This is a genomic window from Nocardia thailandica NBRC 100428 (genome assembly GCF_000308795.1).
Taxonomy (GTDB): Bacteria; Actinomycetota; Actinomycetes; order Mycobacteriales; family Mycobacteriaceae; genus Nocardia; species Nocardia thailandica.
Window position 1 is genome coordinate 45,804 of the sequence record NZ_BAGK01000025.1, and the last position, 17,882, is coordinate 63,685.

Here is a 17,882-nt window from a genome sequence, read left to right on the forward strand (position 1 = left end):
CGGCCGATCAGGTCAGCGACAGCCCGTGCAGGGCCAGCCAGGGCTGCGGGTCGATGTGCTCGCCGTTCTGGATGACCTCGAAGTGCAGGTGCGGGCCGGTGGAGTCGCCGCGGTTGCCGATGCGGGCGATCTGCATGCCCGCGGGCACGCGTTCGCCGACCGAGACGAAGAAGTCGTACATGTGCCCGTAGACCGTGATGGTGCCGTCGTCGTGGCGGATCCGGACCCAGAGGCCGAAGCCCTGGGCGGGCCCGGCGTCGATGACGGTGCCGTCGGCGACGGCGTAGATCGGGCTGCCGATGGCGGCCGCGATGTCGATACCGCGGTGCAGGGTGCCCCAGCGTGAGCCGAAGCCCGAGGTGAACAGGCCACGCGCGGGCAGGCTGAATCCGCCGCCGGGCAGGGCGGTGCCGGGCACGACGACGTTCGGCACCGTGGTCGGCGCGCTGGAGATCCAGGGCTGCCATTCCCCGGAGGCGGCCGCGGCGGCCTCGGCCTTGGCGCGTTCCAGGGTGGCCCGCGACGCGGCGGCGACGACCGCGGCCTCGCGGCGCTTCTCGCCGTTGGCGATGGCGGTGAGCATGCGGCGCACCGACTGCGGTGTGTTCTGCAGCTGTGGGGGATAGGCGAGGGCGACCGGTTGCGCCTCGCCGGGGGCGGGTTCGCCGCCGAGTTCGGAGAGTATGCGGGTGTCCGAGGCCGCGAACAGGGCGACCGCGAGCAGCCCGGCGATGAGCACGCGGTGCCTGCGCAGGAAGCGCACGGTCTGCTCGCGGTCGGGCCTGCGGGCCCACAGGGCCTCGGCGCCCGCGCGGGGCCGCGCGAGGAACACCGTGCGCAGCTCGCCGCGGCGCAGCTCGGCCAGGACGGCGCCGACGGCGGGGTGCCGGGCGAGCCGGTCGCTCACGCGCCCGCGCAGGGAGCGGGTATCGAGGTGCTCGCGCCAGTCGGCGCGCAGGGCGACGCCGTGGGCGAAGCGGGGCGTCCTGGCCCGCGGCTCGGCCTTCGGGTCCGGGGCGAGCTCGGTGTCGGTGTCGGTCATGCTGCCCCCGCGCTCCGTCGCCGGCGGGGACGTGCCCGCCGGTGGGTTGCCTCCCTGTTCGCTGTCGGAGCCATTGTGCCGACCTTATCCGCGTGCGCGCGCGGACGGGTGCTCTACCGTCATTCGGGTGTCCAGAGAATCACGCCGGTCGACCATTCCCCCTTTCTACGTCATGGACGTGTGGAAAGCGGCTGCCGAGCGGGCCCGGTCGCACGGTGACGTGCTGGTGCTCGCGGCGGGTCAGCCGTCGACCAAGGCGCCCGCCCCGGTGCTGCGCGCGACGCGGGCCGCGATCGACGCCGAGCTGCTCGGCTACACCGAGACCTTCGGCATCCTGCCCCTGCGCGAGGAGATCGCCGCGCACCATCGGCGGACCTACGGCTACGACGTGCACCCCGACGAGGTGGTGGTGACGACCGGGTCCTCCGGCGCGTTCACGCTGATCTTCCTGGCCGCGTTCGACGCCGGTGACACGGTGGTGGTCGCCCGTCCCGGCTACCCGGCCTATCGCAACACGCTGCGCGCGCTCGGCTGCGAGGTCGTCGAGCTGGACTGCGGCCCGCACACCCGGTTCCAGCCGACGGTGGCGATGCTCGAGGCGCTGCCCGCCCCGCCCGCGGGCCTGGTGGTGGCGAGCCCGGCCAACCCGACGGGCACCATGATCGACCCGGCCGAGCTGGCGGCGCTGGCCCGCTGGTGCGAGGCCAACGGCACGCTGCTGATCTCGGACGAGATCTATCACGGCATCACCTACGGCGACGCCGAGCCGACGGCCTCGGCCTGGGAGTTCTCGCGGGAGTCGGTGGTCATCGGGTCGGTGTCGAAGTACTTCTCGATGACCGGCTGGCGGCTGGGCTGGATGCTGGCGCCCGCCGACCTGCGTCCCGCGCTGCAACGGCTGGCCTCCAACATGACCGTCTGCCCGCCCGCGATCTCCCAGTACGCGGCCGCGCACGCCTTCGGCCCGGAGGCGAAGGACGAGCTGGACGGGCACGTGCGCCGCTACGCGCGCAACCGCGAGCTGCTGCTGAAGGGTCTGCCGGAGCTGGGCATCACCGACCTGGCCCCCGCCGACGGCGCCTTCTACGCCTACGCCGACATCGGCCACCTGACCGAGGACTCGCGCGCCTGGTGCGCGCGGGTCCTCGCGCACACCGGGGTGGCGCTGGCGCCAGGCCTCGATTTCGACACCGTACGAGGCGACCGGACCGTTCGCTTCTCCTTTGCCGGGGCGACCGCCGATATCGAGCTCGCGCTCGAGCGACTTTCCGGCTATCTGCGAGACTGACCAGTCGGTTATCGGAAGTGATGTGCGACAACAACTTTGCGCAGTACGAACACATCTGTGCCGGGATGCGGTAAAACACAGTCAGTCCTATTTTTCCGCGTTTCCCCGATGACGATTGCGCACGGTTGAACTGATGACGATTGGCACGATCCCGCGGTGACCACCGCGACGACTCCGAAAGGCGAACGACGTCGCCAAGCTCTGGTGGCGGCGGCGGCTGAGCTGTTGCTCGAAGGCGGATTCGACGCCGTCCGGCATCGCTCGGTCGCCACTCGCGCCGACCTCCCGCTGGCTTCGACCACCTACTACTTCGAGTCCCTGGAAGACCTCATCGCGCGCGCGGTGGAGTTCAGCGGCACGGTCGAGCTCGACGCCATGCGCAGGCGCGTCGGCGAGGTCAGCCACCGGCGCCGCGGCGCCGAGGCGACGGTCGACCTCGTGCTGGATCTGCTGGTCGGCCCGGACACCGGGGACGCGAGCGGGCAGGTCATCGCCCGCTACGAACGCTCCGTCGCCTCGGCGCGGCACCCCGAGCTGCGCGAGGTGCAGTTGCGACTACGGGCCAAGCTCGAGGACCTGCTGGCCGACGTCCTACGCCGTTCGGACCGGGTCGTGCGCCCCGAGCAACTGCGCAGGCTCGTCGCGGTGGTGGACAGCGCGGTCGTGTCGGCGCTGATCGAGGGCCAGCCCGAACCGCGCCGCACCGCCCGCGCCGGGTTGCTCGAACTCATCGACCTGGTGGCGCCGCCGGTCGTGCCCAACGTGGCCAATATGGTCCCCCAGCAGCCCGAACGAGTGCGCCAACTAGACTGAGTGCCCGTGAGCCTCGTCCCCAATGTCCTCGCCACCCGTTACGCCAGCCCGGAGCTCGTCGCGCTCTGGTCGCCCGAGAACAAGATCGTGCTCGAGCGCAAGCTGTGGCTCGAGGTGCTGCGGGCGCAGTCCGAGCTGGGCATCGACGTCCCCGCCGGGGTGATCGAGGACTACGAGCGGGTCATCGACCAGGTGAACCTGGCCTCGATCGCCGAGCGCGAGCGGGTCACCCGCCACGACGTGAAGGCCCGCATCGAGGAGTTCAACGCCCTCGCGGGCCACGAGCACGTGCACAAGGGCATGACCAGCCGCGACCTCACCGAGAACGTCGAGCAGCTGCAGATCCGCCTCTCGCTCGAGCACGTCTACGCGCACGGCGTCGCCATCGCCGCCCGGCTGGGGGAGCGGGCCGCGCAGTACCAGGAACTGGTCATGGCGGGCCGCTCGCACAACGTGGCCGCCCAGGCCACCACCCTCGGCAAGCGCTTCGCCTCGGCCGCCGACGAACTGCTCGTCGCGCTGACCCGCCTGCGCGAGCTGATCGACCGCTATCCGCTGCGCGGCATCAAGGGCCCGATGGGCACCGCCCAGGACATGCTCGACCTGCTCGGCGGCGACGCGGCCAAGCTGGCCTCGCTCGAGCAGCAGGTCGCCCGGCACCTCGGCTTCGCCGACGTGTTCACCAGCGTCGGGCAGGTCTACCCGCGTTCGCTCGACCACGACGTGCTCTCCGCGCTGGTCCAGGTCGGCGCGGGTCCGTCGTCGTTCGCGCACACCATCCGCCTGATGGCGGGCCACGAGCTGGTCACCGAGGGCTTCCAGCCCGGCCAGGTCGGCTCGTCGGCCATGCCGCACAAGATGAACACCCGTTCCTGCGAGCGCGTCAACGGCCTGCAGGTCGTGCTGCGCGGATACGCCTCCATGGCGGCCGAACTGGCGGGCGCGCAGTGGAACGAGGGCGACGTCTTCTGCTCGGTGGTGCGCCGCGTCGCACTGCCGGACGCCTTCTTCGCCATCGACGGCATGATGGAGACCTTCCTGACCGTGCTCGCCGAGTTCGGCGCCTACCCGGCCGTTGTCTCGCGTGAGCTGGAGCGCTACCTGCCCTTCCTGGCGACCACCCGCATCCTCATGGCGGCGGTGCGCGCCGGCGTCGGCCGCGAGACCGCGCACGAGGTCATCAAGGAGCACGCGGTGGCCGTCGCGCTCGCCATGCGTGAGCAGGGCCGCGAACCCGACCTGCTCGACCGCCTCGCCGCCGACGAGCGGATGCCGCTGGACCGCGCCGCCCTCGACGAGGCGCTGGCCGACAAGTCGGCCTTCATCGGCGCCGCGGGCGATCAGACCGCCGAGGTGGTCGCCCGGGTCCAGAAGCTGATCGAGGCCGATCCCGAGGCCGCGCGCTACACGCCGTCCCCGATCCTCTAGTGAATCCCTACACCATCTTCTCCGAGATCATCGCCGGGACCGCTCCCGCGTCGAAGGTCTACGAGGACGACGACGTGCTCGCCTTCATGGACATCCGGCCGGTGACGCCGGGTCACGTCCTGGTCGTGCCCAAGCGGGCCGCGACCAGCCTGGCCGAACTCGATCCGGACCTGGGCGGAAGGCTCTTCCAGGTCGGGCAGAAGATCGCCCAGGCGCTGCGCGACAGCGAGGTGGCGGCGGACGGCGTCAACTTCTTCCTGGCCGACGGCGTGACCGCCGGCCAGGAGATCTTCCACGTGCATCTGCACGTCATCCCCCGCACGCCGGGCGACGGTTTCGGTCTGCGCGCCCGGCCCACCTCCCCACCCCGCGCCGACCTCGACTACCTGGCGGGTTCCCTCCGCGGCGCGTTGGACCGGGCGAACCGGACGTAGCGAACTGGGCGGTTTGCTGACGAAACGCCCGAAACACCAAATGCCGGGTAAGCGTTAACGCGCGCGTTACCTTGGACTGTCCTTTGGCATGCGGTTTTGGAGGGTGGGTCGTGCGTCGAACTGGTGTTGCTGCTTCTGTGCTGGCATGTGCTCTCGGTCTGCTCGCGCCCGTGGTCGCGCACCCCGCCCCGGCGTCCGCCGCGGCGATCATCGGCTCCACCGAACTATCGCCGACCCGCACCGCCATCACGGTCGACTCGCCCGCCATGGGCCGCCCCATCGACCTGCAGGTGCTGCATCCCGCCGGCGGCGGTTCGCGCGGCACCTTCTACCTGCTCGACGGGCTCGACCCCGGGGTCGGGCAGAGCACCTGGACGAACGCCACCGACGCGGAGGCGTTCTTCCGCACCAAGAACGTCAACGTGGTGCTGCCGATCGGGGGCCAGGCCAGCTATTACACCGACTGGATCACCGACGATCCGCGCTTCGGCCGCTACAAGTGGGAGACCTTCCTGACCCAGGAACTCCCCGGCCTGATCGACGCGCGATTCGACGGCAACGGCGTCAACGGCATCGGCGGACTGTCGATGGGCGGCAACGGTGCCTACATCCTCGCCGCCCGGCACCCCGGCCTCTACCGGGCCGTCGCGGGCTACAGCGCCTGCCCCGACATCGCCATGGCGGCGGGCGCGATGATGTTCTCGATCGTGCGCAGCGGCGGCAACCCCGGCAACATGTGGGGTGCGCCGGGCAGCCCGGAGTGGGCCGCGCACGACCCCGCCCTGATGATCGAGCGCCTGCGCGGCAAGGCGCTCTACCTGTCCACCGGCACCGGCATCCCCGGCCCGCACGAGGCGGAGCTGAAACCCCAGCTGGCGGAGAACATCTTCCTCGGCGGCCCGCTCGAGCTCGGCGTCAACACCTGCATGGTCGCCTTCGATCAGCGCCTGCGCGCCGCGGGCATCGGTGCCGACATCGACTACCACCCGGTCGGCACGCACTCCTGGTCGTACTGGCAGGACGCGCTGCACGCCTCCTGGCCGACCATCGGGTCCGCGCTCGGCGCCTGAGCATCCGCGCACGAATCCCCGTACGCGGTGGTACTTTTCACCGCGTATGGGGAGTCGGCGTTGGAGTGATCGGTGACGGACCAGGGGTGGGAACCCGATTCGGTGTGGCAGCGGCCACCCGCCGGGCAGCGGCTGTACGAGAGTGCGCCGCAGGCGCATCCGGGCCCGCCCGAACCGATCCGCGACACGGGCCCGGCACCGAAGCGGCCGGTCCGCGCGGGCACGCTGTCGGTGCGCGCCGCGCTCCTGCTCCTCGGGGCACTGATCCTGCTGATCGCCGGGGGCACCGTCGCGCTGCACGCCTCGCCGGTGCGCGGGGGCGGCGCCCGCTCCGCGATCGTCTCGACCGCGCCCGCCGTGACCACGACGCCCCGCGCCCCGGCGACGACCTCGGAAGCGGTCGTCGCCGCCGTCGTCCCCGGGTTCCAGGGCGTGGCGGTGCGGTCGCGCGGCATCGCCTACGACGTGCCCGCAGGCTGGGTGGTCGACGAGCCGGGCGTCATCCGGGGCTACGAGACGCCCGGCGGCGGCCGGGTCTCCGGCGTCGGCGCCACCACCGACGGCAAGTACTACTGCGAGAAGTCCACCCGCACGGTCACGTTCGTCAACCGTCGGCCCGACGCCCCGGGGCTCGCCGCGGCGGCCGCCCAGGTCGGGACCGATGTGGCCCAGCTCGGCTTCGACAGCTCCGGCTGGACCCGCCGCGCGTCCCCGCCCGCGGCCCTCACCACCGGCTCGGGGATCGCCGGTCAGTATGTCGAGACCTCGGGCACCTGGCTGCACGGGCACGCGGGCTGCGCGGCCGTCGAGTTCTCGGCCTACACCTTCGCCTTCGCCGGGCCGACGGATCCGCAGCTCGTGCTGGTGATCGCCGCCGCGCGGGGCGTCCCCGGCGAGGTCACGCCCGACCTGGCCCGGCGGATCTTCGGCAGCGTGCGCCTCGCGGGCTGAGCACCGGAGCGGACATCGCCGCCGGGCCGGACGTGGATCCGGATCACGCGCCCGGCCGTCGCCCGCGGGAAGCCGCGCCGCGGGCCCGCCACGCGCGGCGAACGTGGGATCAACCGTGTCGCCTGCGGGCGCCGACGACGACCGCGCCCGCGACGACCACGGCCGACAGTCCGGCGACGATCAGCACGTAACCGGCGGGCAGGCCGAGGATGTCGACGTACTCCCGGGCGACGTAGTGGTCGCGCACCGGGTCGTCGGTCGGCGCGGCGGCGAAGGTGAAGTCGGTGGTGATGGCCGCCGGGCGCGGCACCGAGACCGCGAGCTCGGTGAGGTAGGTGTGGGTGGGCGGCGCGAGCGCGGCCAGCGCGGGCGCGCCCGACAGGTCGACCCGGCCCGCGAAGGCGGTGCGGGTGCTCTGGGTCGCGGCGTCGGCGTCCGTGCGGGCGAGGCGGTGCTCGCCGAGCAGGTAGAGCCGGACCGACTGGGCCGCCGTGGCCGCCGCGGACATGCGCATCGGGTAGACGAAGCGGTCGGTGTCGAAGGCGAACGCCACGGGGTCGAGGGCGCCGGTGAGGGCAGTGCTGCCGGTGAGGCGAAGGGCGACGAAGGACCAGCCCTCGCGCAGGTACGGGTCGAGGGTGGCGGTGACCTCCGGCTTCATCGTGTACCCGTGCTCGTCGAGCCAGGCGCGCAGGCCGGTGAGGTCGCCGCCGGACAGGGTGGTCGCCTCCAGCGGGCCGAGCCGGACCTGGTCGTGCACGGTCGGGGCGCCGCCCGGGGCGCCCGCGCTCGCGCCGTCGAAGCCCGGCGAGCCGAACCAGTCGGTCTCGGTGACCCGCTCCGGCGCGGTCAGCCGGGCCAGTTCGCCGAACACCGCGGCGTCTCCCGCGCGCACCGTGGCCGGTGTCGGGGTCGGCACGATCAGGGCCGCCCGGTCGCCGTCGAACCGCATGTCGAGCCGCATGAGGACGGTCTCGCGCCGACCGTCCCAGCTCGCCACGGCGGTCTCGCCGCCGACCGTGGCCCGGTCGCCCGCGCTCACCACGCCGCCGCAGGCGCAGGCCCGGGCGGGCGCCGCGGCCGCGCCCGCGGACAGCAGCCCGGCGACCGAGAACAGCACCGCGACCGCATACCCCACCCGCATGGCACGAGCATAGCGACCGGCCGCGCCGGGCGCGGGCCGTCGACGAGTCGGCGGGACCGCTCGGCCCGCGACGACTACGGTGGACCCATGGCAGGCGAGAATCGGGTGGTAACGGCGGAGCCGATCGCGAAGAAGGTGCCCACCGAGCGGACGTACCACGGCGACGTGTTCGTCGACGAGTACGAATGGCTCCGGGACAAGGACAACCCCGAGGTCATCGCGTACCTGGAGGAGGAGAACGCCTACACCGAGGCGCGCACGGCCCACCTGCAGCCGTTGCGGGACAAGATCTTCGACGAGATCAAGTCGCGCACCCAGGAGACCGACCTGTCGGTGCCGACCCGGATCGGCGACTTCTGGTACTACTCGCGCAGCTTCGAGGGCAAGCAGTACCGCTCGACGTGCCGCTGTCCCATCGACGCGACCGCCGAGGGCCTCGACGCCTGGTCGCCGCCGGTGCTGGAGACCGGCGTCGCGATCGAGGGCGAGGAGGTCCTGCTCGACATGAACGTGCTCGCCGAGGGCCTGGAGTTCATCCAGCTCGGCGCGGCGACGGTCAGCCACGACGGCGCCCTGCTGGCGTACTCGGTCGACACCACCGGCGACGAGCGCTACACCCTGCGCGTGAAGGACCTGCGCACCGGCGAGCTGCTGCCCGACGAGATCAGCGGCACCGCGGGCGGCGCGGTCTGGTCCCTGGACGGCACGCACCTCTTCTATCAGACGGTCAACGAGTCGTGGCGTCCCGACACCGTCTGGCGGCACCGGATCGGCACCAGCCACGACGACGACGTGGTCGTCTTCCACGAGGAGGACGAGCGCTACTGGGTGAGCATCGCGCCGAGCCGCTCCGAGCGCTACCTGTTCATCGTGCTCGGTTCGAAGATCACCTCGGAGTACTGGGCGCTCGAATCCGACCGTCCCGAAGGCGAATTCCGCGTCGTGCTGCCGCGCCGGGAGGGCGTGGACTACTCCGTCGAGCACGCGGTGATCGGCGGCGAGGACCGCTTCCTGATCCTGCACAACGACGTGGTCGACGGCGAGAAGGCCGAGAACTTCGTCCTCGCCGAGGCCCCGGTCGCCGACCCGGCGAACATGACTCTGCTGATCGGCCACCGCCACGACGTCCGGCTCGAGGACATCGACGCGTTCCGGGACTTCCTCGTGCTCGGCTACCGCCGCGACGCGCAGTCCCGGCTCGCGGTGTGGCCGCTGACCGCCGAGGGCTACGGCGAGCGCGTCGAGCTGGACTTCGGGCTCGAATTGTTCACCGTCGGTACGGGTTCCAGCCCGGAGTGGGAGCAGCCGACCGTCCGGGTCGGGGTCACCTCCTTCATCACCCCGATGCGGGTGTTCGACTACGTGCCCGCCAGCGGCGAACTGCTGCTGCGCAAGGAGGACGCGGTCCTCGGCGGCTTCGACCCCGACGCCTACGAGCAGCACCGCCTGTGGGCGGTGGCCTCCGACGGCACCCGCATCCCGATCTCGCTGGTCCAGCGCAAGGATCACGGCGAGGGCCCGAAGCCGTTGCTGCTCTACGGGTACGGCGCCTACGAGGTCAACATCGATCCGAGTTTCTCGGTCTCGCGGCTCTCGCTGCTCGACCGCGGCATGGCGTTCGCGGTCGCGCACGTGCGCGGCGGCGGCGAGATGGGCAGGCAGTGGTACGAGCAGGGCAAGACCGGGGCCAAGAAGAACACCTTCACCGACTTCGTCTCCTGCGCGGCGCATCTCGTCGACGAGGGCATCACGGCGCCGCACCTGCAGGTCGCCGAGGGCGGTAGCGCGGGCGGCCTGCTGATGGGCGCGGTGGCCAACCTCGCGCCCGACCTGTTCGCCGCGATCCTGACCAACGTGCCGTTCGTCGACCCGCTCACCTCGATCCTCGACCCGGACCTGCCGCTGACGGTGATCGAATGGGACGAGTGGGGCAACCCGATCGCGGACCCGCAGGTCTACGCGTACATGAAGTCGTACTCGCCCTACGAGAACGTCGCCGCCGTCGACTACCCGGCCATCCTGGCCACCACCGGACTCAACGACACCCGCGTGCTCTACGTCGAGCCGGCCAAGTGGGTGGCCAAGCTGCGCGCCACCAGGACCGGCGACGCCGAACTGCTGCTCAAGACCGAGATGAGCGCCGGACACGGCGGCGTCTCCGGCCGGTACGAGAAGTGGAAGGAAGCCGCGTTCGAGTTCGCCTGGGTGCTGGACCAGGTGGGCCTCGCCGACGCCTAGCCCCCGGCGCGACGGTGCCGTCGGCGGACCGCGCAGTGTTCGTCGCGGTGTCATCGGCACTGCATGCTGTGGACACCTGTGGATGTCACCGTGGGGTGTATGAACGCTGAGGTGATCGTGTCGGTGTCGGGGATCCGGGACACCACCCGCGAAGCGGCGGCGGATTTCGCCGCCGCCATGGACGAGCGCGGGGTGCCGCTGTCACTGCTGGTCGCGCCTCGGCTCAAGGGCAAGTACCGGCTGGCCGAGGACGCCGCGACGCTGGCCTGGCTGCGCGGACGGCGCGAGCGGGGCGACGCCATCGTGCTGCACGGCTACGACCAGGCGGCCACCAAGCGCCGCCGGGCTGAATTCGCCGCACTGCCCCGGCACGAGGCGCGGTTGCGGCTCACCGCCGCCGACCGGGTGATGGAACAGGTCGCGCTGCGGACCCGGCTGTTCGCCGCGCCGCGCTGGAACGCCTCGGCGGGCGCGCTCGCCGCGCTGCCCGAGGCCGGGTTCCGGGTCGCGCTCGGCCTCACCGGCATCCACGACCTCGAACGCGGCACCGTCCAGCGCACCCGGGTGTACGGCATCGGCGAGGGTTTCCGCGCCGAACCGTGGTGGTGCCGCGCGCTGGTGATGGGCGCGGCCCGCACCGCCCGGCGCGGCGGCGTGCTGCGCCTGGCGATCTCGGCGGCCCAGCTGGACCGGCCGGGGCCGCGTCAGGCCGTGCTCGACGCGGTCGACCTCGCGCTGTACCACGACGCGGTCCCGGCGGTCTACCGCTGGGAGCCGTTCAGCGCGGCCCGGGCGGCGTGACCGGCACCGCGGGCCGCGCGTCGTGGGTGAACCCGCCCGCCTCGTCGCGGGTCAGGGAACTGCGCACGGGGTGACGGGCGAGCTGGTCGAGGGCCCGGCGCACGTCGGCCAGCAGCTGGTCGGCCATGTCGATCGTGAAGCCGTGCCGGAACACCGCGCGCATGATGGTCTCGTCCTGGCGGTCGTGCGGGAGCGGGTAGGCGGCGATGAGCCAGCCTCGGGCGCGCAGCCGGTCGGACAGGTCGTAGAGGTTGAAGTCCTGCGGGCCGTCGAGCCGCCACGACACCGCGGTGATCCCCGCCGAGGGGTGGCCGTCGTGGATCAGCGTGAACGGGCCCGCCCCGGCGAGGCCGCGCGCGAAGTGCCTGGCCACCACCGAGATGGCCGACTGCACGCGCGTGTAGCCGGCGCGGCCGAGCCGGATGAACTCGTAGTACTGGGTGATGGCCTGCCCGCCCGGCCGGGAGAAGTTCAGGTTGAACGTCGGCATCGATCCGCCCAGGTAGTCGACGTCGAAGATCAGCTCGCGCGGCAGGTCGGCGGCCTCGCGCCAGATCGCCCAGCCGACCCCGAGCGGGGCGAGGCCGGTCTTGTGGCCGGAGGCGTTGATCGACTTCACCCGCGGTAGGCGGAAGTCCCACACCAGGTCCGGCGCGGTGAACGGGGCGAGGAAGCCGCCGCTGGCCGCGTCGACGTGGATCGGGATGTCGGGCCCGCCCGCGGCGTGCAGCCGGTCCAGCTCGGCGCTGATCGCCGCAACGTCCTCGAACAGGCCGGTGAAGGTCTGGCCGAAGGTGGGCACCACGGCGATGGTGTTCTCGTCGCAGTGGGCGGCCAGGTCGTCGGCGTGCAGGGTGTAGCGGTCGCCGCGCAGCGGGATCTGGCGCAGTTCCACGTCGAAGTAGCGGCAGAACTTCTCCCAGCACACCTGGACCGGGCCCGAGACCAGGTTCGGGGTCCCGGTGCCGCCCGCGGCGCGCCAGCGGAACTTGGCGGCCAGCCCGCCCAGCATGGCCGCCTCGCTGGAACCGGTGGTCGAGGTGCCCAGGGTGGACCCCGGGTCGGGCGCGTGCCACAGATCGGCCAGCATGCGCACGCAGCGCTGCTCCAGCGCGGCGGTCTGCGGGTATTCGTCCTTGTCGACGATGTTCTTGTCCAGGGATTCGGCCATGAGCCTGCGGGCCTGGTCGTCGACCCAGGTCGTGCAGAAGGTCGCCAGATTCATGCGCGAGGTGCCGTCGAGCAGCAACTCGTCGTGCACGAGTTCGTAGGCGACCTGGGGAAAGAGTTCGTGTGGCGGAAAACCGCTATGAGGGGACGGCCGGGAAAGTCCCGGCAGGCTGAAAAGGTCGCCGTTCCCGGCATTCTCGTCCATTGTTGCTCCCGTCGCCAGGTGTGCCACCGGATTGCTGTGCGAGCATTCCGGCGGCGATTTCGACAAAAGTGTTGGACAACCACGCGATTCGAGCCTATCGCGCGGATGCCCGGGAGTTACCATGTGCCCGATCGTGCATATCGGATGTGGTTCTCCCGGCAGGAGGCAGCGCTGATGACCGGCACCGCGACAAAGGTCGCGACGACGACGAAATATCTGTCCTGGGTCACGCTGGCACTGATGACCACGAGTTCGGTCGCCAGCCTCCGCTCGGCCCCGACCATGGCCGTCTACGGATTGGCCTGCGTGTTCCTCTACGTGATTCCGGCGATCCTGTTCCTGCTGCCGACCTCGCTGGTCGCGGCCGAACTCGCCTCGGGCTGGGACGGGGGTGTCTACAAATGGGTCGGGGACGGGCTGAACAAGCCGCTGGGATTCCTGGCGGTGTGGTGCCAGTTCGCCATGACGATCTTCTATTACCCCAGCCTGCTGGCCTATGTGGCGAGCACCTTCGCCTACATCATCCATCCGTCGCTGGCGTCGAACGGCCTCTACGTCGCGATCGTCATCATCACCGTCTACTGGGCCGGGGTGTACATCTCCTCGCAGGGCACCAAGACCGTCGCGGGCCTGTCGAGCATGGGCCTGGTCATCGGCACGCTGATCCCCGGCACGCTGCTCGTCGTGCTCGGCCTCGTGTTCCTCGCCCAGGGCAACGCCTCGGCCGCGCCGATGGACTCGGATCATCTGCTGCCCGCGTGGACCGGCCTGGCCAGCCTGGTGCTGATCGTCAACAACTTCCTCAGCTACGCGGGCATGGAGATGAACGCCGTGCACGTGTCCGCGCTGAAGAACCCGGCCCGGGAGTTCCCGAAGGCGATGTTCCTGGCCATGGGCCTGGTGCTGGTCATCTTCATCCTGCCCGCGCTGGCCATCAGCTGGGTGGTCCCGGCGGCCAGCCTGAGCCTGACCGCGGGCGTCATGCAGGCGTTCGACGGCTTCTTCCAGCACTTCGGGATCGGCTTCCTGACCCCGATCGTCGGCATCGCGCTGGTCGCGGCGGCCGTCGGCGGCATGCTGACCTGGCTGGCGGGCCCCTCCAAGGGGCTGCTGCTGATCGGCCGGTCCGAGGGTTATCTGCCGCCGTTCCTGACCAAACTCAACAAACACGGCGTGCAGCAGAACATGCTCGTCGCGCAGGGTGTGTTCACCACGTTGATCGCGCTGCTGTACGCGTTCATCCCGAATGTGTCGAGCGCCTACTGGATTCTGTCGGTGATCACCACGCAGGTGTATCTGATCATGTACGTGCTGATGTTCGCCGCCGCCGCGCGATTGCGCCGCGACGATCCGGATCATCCGCGCGGATATCGGGCGCCCGCGCTGTACGCCCTGTGTGTGCTGGGCGCGGCGTCGTCGATCGCGGCGTTCGCGATCGGATTCGTGCCGCCCTCCCAATTCGGCTCCGGTTCGCCCGCGGTCTATGTGCTGATCGTCGGCGCCGGAATGGGAATCGTCGGGCTGCTCATTCCTTATCTCTTCTATCGATTCCGCAACGACAGCTGGAAACTCGATGTCCCGCAGGAGGCGGCCGCATGAACGGTCACCGGCCGGGGGCGGCAGCCCGGCACCACCACGCAGGCCGCCCGATCGCGCGAAAGGAGACGGCGTGAGTACCGGAGACGCTCCCGAACACAAGCGGCGCTGGATCTATGTCACCGCCGGCGTCGTGCTCGTGGTGTTCGCGCTGATCGGCGTGTTCACCTTCGCCGGCATCCACGAGGACGCGAAGGCGCACGACAAGGCCGAGCAGTTGCGGCAGTCGCTGATCCAGGCGGGATTGCCCGCGCCCTCGGCGGATCTGCTGGAGAATTCGCTCGGCACCGACGGCGGCGCGGTCTGCCAGGACCCCGACGCCGCGCTGACCAAGGCCCGGTACCAGGCCTCGATCACCAACGGGGCGAGCGGGCCCGGCAGCAGGCCGGTCATCGGGGACAACAAGGTCACCCAGGCCGTCGCGCTGACCATCGCCGTGTACTGCCCGGACGAGCTGCCCGGGTACCTCAGCCATATCGATTCGCTCGATCTCGACGACACCACGAAGTGAGGCGACCGGAATGACCGACGACACCGCCGACGCGCTGCGGGCGCGTATCCGGGACCTGATGGGTCAGGCGAAACACGATCTGACGCAGCTGGTCTCGTTCAAGTCGGTGGCCGACGCCCGGCAGTTCCCGCCGGAGGAGTGCGAGCGCACCGCGCACTGGGTCGCCGACGCCTTCGCCGCGGCGGGTTTGAACAAGGTCGGCCTGCACGAGACCCCCGACGGGAGCAAGGCCGTCGTCGCGTCGCGACCCGCGCCGCCCGGCGCCCCCACGGTGCTGCTGTACTGCCACTACGACGTGCAGCCGCCGCTCGACGACGCCGCCTGGCGCACCCCGGTCTGGACGCTGACCGAGAAGGACGGGCGCTGGTACGGCCGCGGTGCGGCGGACTGCAAGGGCAACATCGTCATGCACCTGACGGCCCTGCGCGCGATCGGCCCCGACTTCCCGATCGGCATCACCCTGGTCTCGGAGGGCTCGGAGGAACAGGGCACCGGCGGCCTGGAACGCTTCGTCGAGCAGAACCCCGACCTGCTGCGCGCCGACGCGATCCTGGTCTGCGACAGCGGCAATTTCGCGGTCGGCGTGCCGACCTTCACCGAGACGCTGCGGGGCAACGTCAACGTGGTCGTCACCGTGTCGACGATGCAGGGGGCCATGCACTCGGGCATGTTCGGCGGCCCGGCCCCCGACGCGCTCGCCGCGCTGATCCACGTGCTGGCCACGCTGCGCGACGAGAAGGGCGACACCACCGTCGACGGCCTGCGCAACGATCAGGTCTGGCCGGGCGTGCAGTACCCGGACGCGCAGTTCCGCGAGGACGCGGGCGTGCTCGACGGTGTCGACCTGCTCGGCAGCGGCACGGTCGCCGACATGCTGTGGGCGCGGCCCGCGCTGACCGTGCTCGGCATCGACGCGCCCGACGTCGTCGGGTCCGCCGCCGCCATCCAGCCCTCGGCGCGGGCGCGGCTCAATCTGCGCATCCCGCCCGGGATCGAGGCGGGCGCGGCGCTGCGGGCACTGGAGGCCCACCTGCGCGCGCACGTGCCCTGGCGGGCCGAGATCGCCATCGAGGTCGAGGCGCAGGGCGAGCCGTTCTCCGCCGCGGGCGGCGGCCCGGCGCGGGCCGCCATGGACGCCGCGCTGACCACCGCCTTCGGCAGGCCGACCACCACCCAGGGCCAGGGCGGGTCGATCCCGCTGTGCAACGTCTTCGCCGACACCTACCCGAAGGCCGAGATCATGCTGCTCGGGGTCGAGGAGCCCAAGTGCCTCATCCACGCGCCGAACGAGAGCGTCGACCCCGGCGAGATCGAGCGGCTGGCGCTGGCCGAGGCGCTGTTCCTGACCACCTACCGCTGAGCTAGAGGGTCAGCTCGGCCTCGGGCCGCACCGGACGGAACTCGGTGCCCGCGGGTGCCATCTCGGTGAGTCTGCCGAAGTAGATCCCGCGGGCCTCCGGCTCGATGATCCCGTAGTGGATGGGCACGGCGGTGCGCGGATTGACCGCACGCAGGTAGTCGACCGCCTCCGCGACCCGCATCCACGGCGCGGCCGCCGGGATCGCGAGCACCCCGACCGGCACCGGCGGCACCCACAGCGAGTCGCCGGGGTGCACCAGCTGGGCCGGATCGGCGGCGGTGCCGAGCTGGAAGACCGTGTTATCGATCACGGGGATCTCCGGGTGGATCACCGCGTGCCTGCCCCCGCCGCCGGTGATCCGCAACTCACCGAGGTCGAGGACCTGGCCCGCCGACACCGGCTCCCAGCCCTCGCCGCGCTGCTGGGCGGTCTCGGGATCCGACAGCAGGCGCGCGCCGGGATTGGCCTCGACGAGCGCCTCGATCCGGGCGGGATCGATGTGGTCGGGGTGCTGGTGGGTCACCGCGATCGCGTCCAGGCCGGTGATGCCCTCGAAGCCGTGCGAGAACGTCCCCGGGTCGAACAGGACCTTGACGCCGTGCAGTTCCACCAGGATGCAGGAGTGGCCGAAGTGGGCGATGCGCATACCGCGATGCTATGCCCGCGCGACCCCGGACGGCGGGTACGCGGGCCGCGCCACTAGGATTTCCCCTGTAACCCCCACACCACATGAGGAGCAACAGGTGGCACGAGTCGTGGTCGAGGTGATGCCGAAGGCCGAGATCCTGGACCCCCAGGGACAGGCCATCGTCGGTGCGCTCCCGCGTCTGGGATTCGCCGGAGTCGCGGATGTCCGGCAGGGCAAGCGGTTCGAGCTGGAGGTCGATGACAGCGTCGACGACGCCGAGCTCGAGAAGATCGCCGAGGCCCTGCTGGCCAACACGGTGATCGAGGACTGGAAGGTCGTCCGGGTCTCATGAGTGCCCGTATCGGTGTCATCACCTTCCCGGGCACGCTCGACGACGTCGACGCGGCCCGCGCGGTGCGCCTCGCGGGCGGCGAGGCCGTCAGCCTGTGGCACGCCGACGCCGACATCAAGGGCGTCGACGCGGTCGTGGTGCCGGGCGGATTCTCCTACGGCGACTACCTGCGCTGCGGCGCCATCGCCCGGTTCGCCCCGGTGATGGGCGAGGTCGTGCGGGCGGCGGGCCAGGGTCTGCCGGTGCTCGGCATCTGCAACGGCTTCCAGGTGCTGTGCGAGGCGGGCCTGCTGCCCGGCGCGCTGACCCGCAACGAGGGCCTGCACTTCATCTGCCGCGACCAGTGGCTGAAGGTCGAGTCGACCACCACGGCCTGGACCTCCCGCTACGACGACGGCGCGCAGATCCTCATCCCGCTGAAGTCGGGCGAGGGCCGCTACCAGGCGTCGGAGCAGGTGCTCGACGAGCTGGAGGGCGAGGGCCGCGTGGTGTTCCGCTACGCGGGCGACAACCCGAACGGCTCGCAGCGCGGGATCGCCGGTATCGCCTCGGCGAACGGGCGGGTCGTCGGCCTGATGCCGCACCCGGAGCACGCCACCGAACCGCTCACCGGGCCCAGCGACGACGGCCTCGGCCTGTTCCTCTCGGTGCTGGACAGCCTGGTCAGCGCCTAGTTCTCCACTCGGCCGCCGGCGCGCAGGGAAATCCGCGCTCCGGCGGCCGAGCTATTTCCGGGTGAAATCCCTTGCGGGTCGGTGTATTTCGGTGCAAGCCCGCTTGATCTGCGCATTCGGGGACGCGGAAATGGCGTTAACTGGGTACGCTGCTCACTGGTGCGAACAGCGCTGTTC

At 71.2% G+C, this 17,882-nt stretch carries 17 protein-coding genes; 13 read left to right on the plus strand and 4 right to left on the minus strand.

Translation table 11 applies throughout. The features are described 5' to 3' along the window. Positions 1-7 precede the first annotated feature (7 nt). Positions 8-1,042 (minus strand): M23 family metallopeptidase, encoded by a 1,035-nt coding sequence (locus ON36_RS35615; RefSeq protein WP_043647386.1) that lies wholly within the window; start codon positions 1,040-1,042, stop codon positions 8-10. Between the two features lie 127 nt (positions 1,043-1,169). On the opposite strand from ON36_RS35615, the gene ON36_RS02795 reads away from it, so the two are divergent. From ON36_RS02795 to ON36_RS02820, 6 genes are all read left to right on the plus strand, one after another. Further along, complete coding sequence (locus ON36_RS02795) at positions 1,170-2,330, plus strand: pyridoxal phosphate-dependent aminotransferase (protein ID WP_043647387.1); 1,161 nt, start codon at positions 1,170-1,172, stop codon at positions 2,328-2,330. A gap of 156 nt (positions 2,331-2,486) precedes the next feature. Continuing rightward, positions 2,487-3,143, plus strand: coding sequence for a TetR/AcrR family transcriptional regulator (locus tag ON36_RS02800; RefSeq protein ID WP_043647388.1), 657 nt, complete (start codon positions 2,487-2,489; stop codon positions 3,141-3,143). A 6-nt stretch (positions 3,144-3,149) separates the two neighbouring features. Further along, positions 3,150-4,571: an adenylosuccinate lyase gene (gene purB, locus ON36_RS02805; RefSeq protein WP_043647428.1), complete on the plus strand. Its 1,422-nt coding sequence runs from the start codon at positions 3,150-3,152 to the stop codon at positions 4,569-4,571. Next, on the plus strand, positions 4,571-5,005 hold the full coding sequence (locus ON36_RS02810; protein ID WP_043647389.1) for an HIT family protein: 435 nt from the start codon (positions 4,571-4,573) through the stop codon (positions 5,003-5,005). The genes purB and ON36_RS02810 overlap by 1 nt, the downstream gene beginning before the upstream one ends. A 137-nt stretch (positions 5,006-5,142) precedes the next feature. Further along, positions 5,143-6,075, plus strand: a complete 933-nt coding sequence (locus ON36_RS02815; protein ID WP_245557848.1) for an alpha/beta hydrolase — start codon at positions 5,143-5,145, stop codon at positions 6,073-6,075. Between the two features lie 72 nt (positions 6,076-6,147). Then, positions 6,148-7,026: a DUF8017 domain-containing protein gene (locus ON36_RS02820; RefSeq protein WP_043647391.1), complete on the plus strand. Its 879-nt coding sequence runs from the start codon at positions 6,148-6,150 to the stop codon at positions 7,024-7,026. Positions 7,027-7,135: 109 nt separating this feature from the next. Here the strand turns inward: ON36_RS02820 and ON36_RS02825 are convergent, their stop codons facing one another. Continuing rightward, a complete protein-coding gene (locus tag ON36_RS02825) occupies positions 7,136-8,170 on the minus strand; it encodes a DUF2330 domain-containing protein (RefSeq protein ID WP_043647392.1) in 1,035 nt (344 codons plus the stop codon). A gap of 87 nt (positions 8,171-8,257) precedes the next feature. Here ON36_RS02825 and ON36_RS02830 point away from each other — a divergent pair, with 87 nt between their 5' ends. Further along, on the plus strand, positions 8,258-10,408 hold the full coding sequence (locus tag ON36_RS02830) for a S9 family peptidase (RefSeq protein ID WP_043647393.1): 2,151 nt from the start codon (positions 8,258-8,260) through the stop codon (positions 10,406-10,408). A 99-nt stretch (positions 10,409-10,507) separates the two neighbouring features. Further along, the gene (locus ON36_RS02835) at positions 10,508-11,209 is read left to right on the plus strand and encodes a DUF2334 domain-containing protein (RefSeq protein WP_043647429.1); all 702 of its coding nucleotides are present in this window, start codon (positions 10,508-10,510) and stop codon (positions 11,207-11,209) included. On the opposite strand, the gene gad is transcribed toward ON36_RS02835, so the two are convergent. After that, positions 11,187-12,584, minus strand: a complete 1,398-nt coding sequence (gad, locus tag ON36_RS02840; RefSeq protein WP_043647394.1) for a glutamate decarboxylase — start codon at positions 12,582-12,584, stop codon at positions 11,187-11,189. The genes ON36_RS02835 and gad overlap by 23 nt on opposite strands. A gap of 174 nt (positions 12,585-12,758) precedes the next feature. On the opposite strand from gad, the gene gadC reads away from it, so the two are divergent. From gadC to ON36_RS02855, 3 genes are all read left to right on the plus strand, one after another. Then, on the plus strand, positions 12,759-14,183 hold the full coding sequence (gadC, locus tag ON36_RS02845) for a glutamate/gamma-aminobutyrate antiporter GadC (RefSeq protein ID WP_043647430.1): 1,425 nt from the start codon (positions 12,759-12,761) through the stop codon (positions 14,181-14,183). Positions 14,184-14,253: 70 nt separating this feature from the next. Continuing rightward, the gene (locus ON36_RS02850) at positions 14,254-14,691 is read left to right on the plus strand and encodes a hypothetical protein (RefSeq protein ID WP_043647395.1); all 438 of its coding nucleotides are present in this window, start codon (positions 14,254-14,256) and stop codon (positions 14,689-14,691) included. A gap of 10 nt (positions 14,692-14,701) precedes the next feature. Continuing rightward, positions 14,702-16,051 carry a dipeptidase gene (locus tag ON36_RS02855; protein WP_043647396.1) on the plus strand — a complete coding sequence of 450 codons (1,350 nt, stop codon included), beginning with the start codon at positions 14,702-14,704 and terminating at the stop codon, positions 16,049-16,051. Position 16,052: 1 nt separating this feature from the next. Here ON36_RS02855 and ON36_RS02860 read toward each other — a convergent pair whose 3' ends face one another. Next, positions 16,053-16,697 carry an MBL fold metallo-hydrolase gene (locus ON36_RS02860; protein ID WP_043647397.1) on the minus strand — a complete coding sequence of 215 codons (645 nt, stop codon included), beginning with the start codon at positions 16,695-16,697 and terminating at the stop codon, positions 16,053-16,055. 97 nt (positions 16,698-16,794) lie between these two features. Here ON36_RS02860 and purS point away from each other — a divergent pair, with 97 nt between their 5' ends. Beyond that, positions 16,795-17,031, plus strand: coding sequence for a phosphoribosylformylglycinamidine synthase subunit PurS (gene purS / locus ON36_RS02865; RefSeq protein WP_043647398.1), 237 nt, complete (start codon positions 16,795-16,797; stop codon positions 17,029-17,031). Further along, positions 17,028-17,705 carry a phosphoribosylformylglycinamidine synthase subunit PurQ gene (purQ, locus tag ON36_RS02870; protein WP_043647399.1) on the plus strand — a complete coding sequence of 226 codons (678 nt, stop codon included), beginning with the start codon at positions 17,028-17,030 and terminating at the stop codon, positions 17,703-17,705. Before purS ends, purQ begins: the two co-directional genes overlap by 4 nt. Positions 17,706-17,882 lie beyond the last annotated feature (177 nt).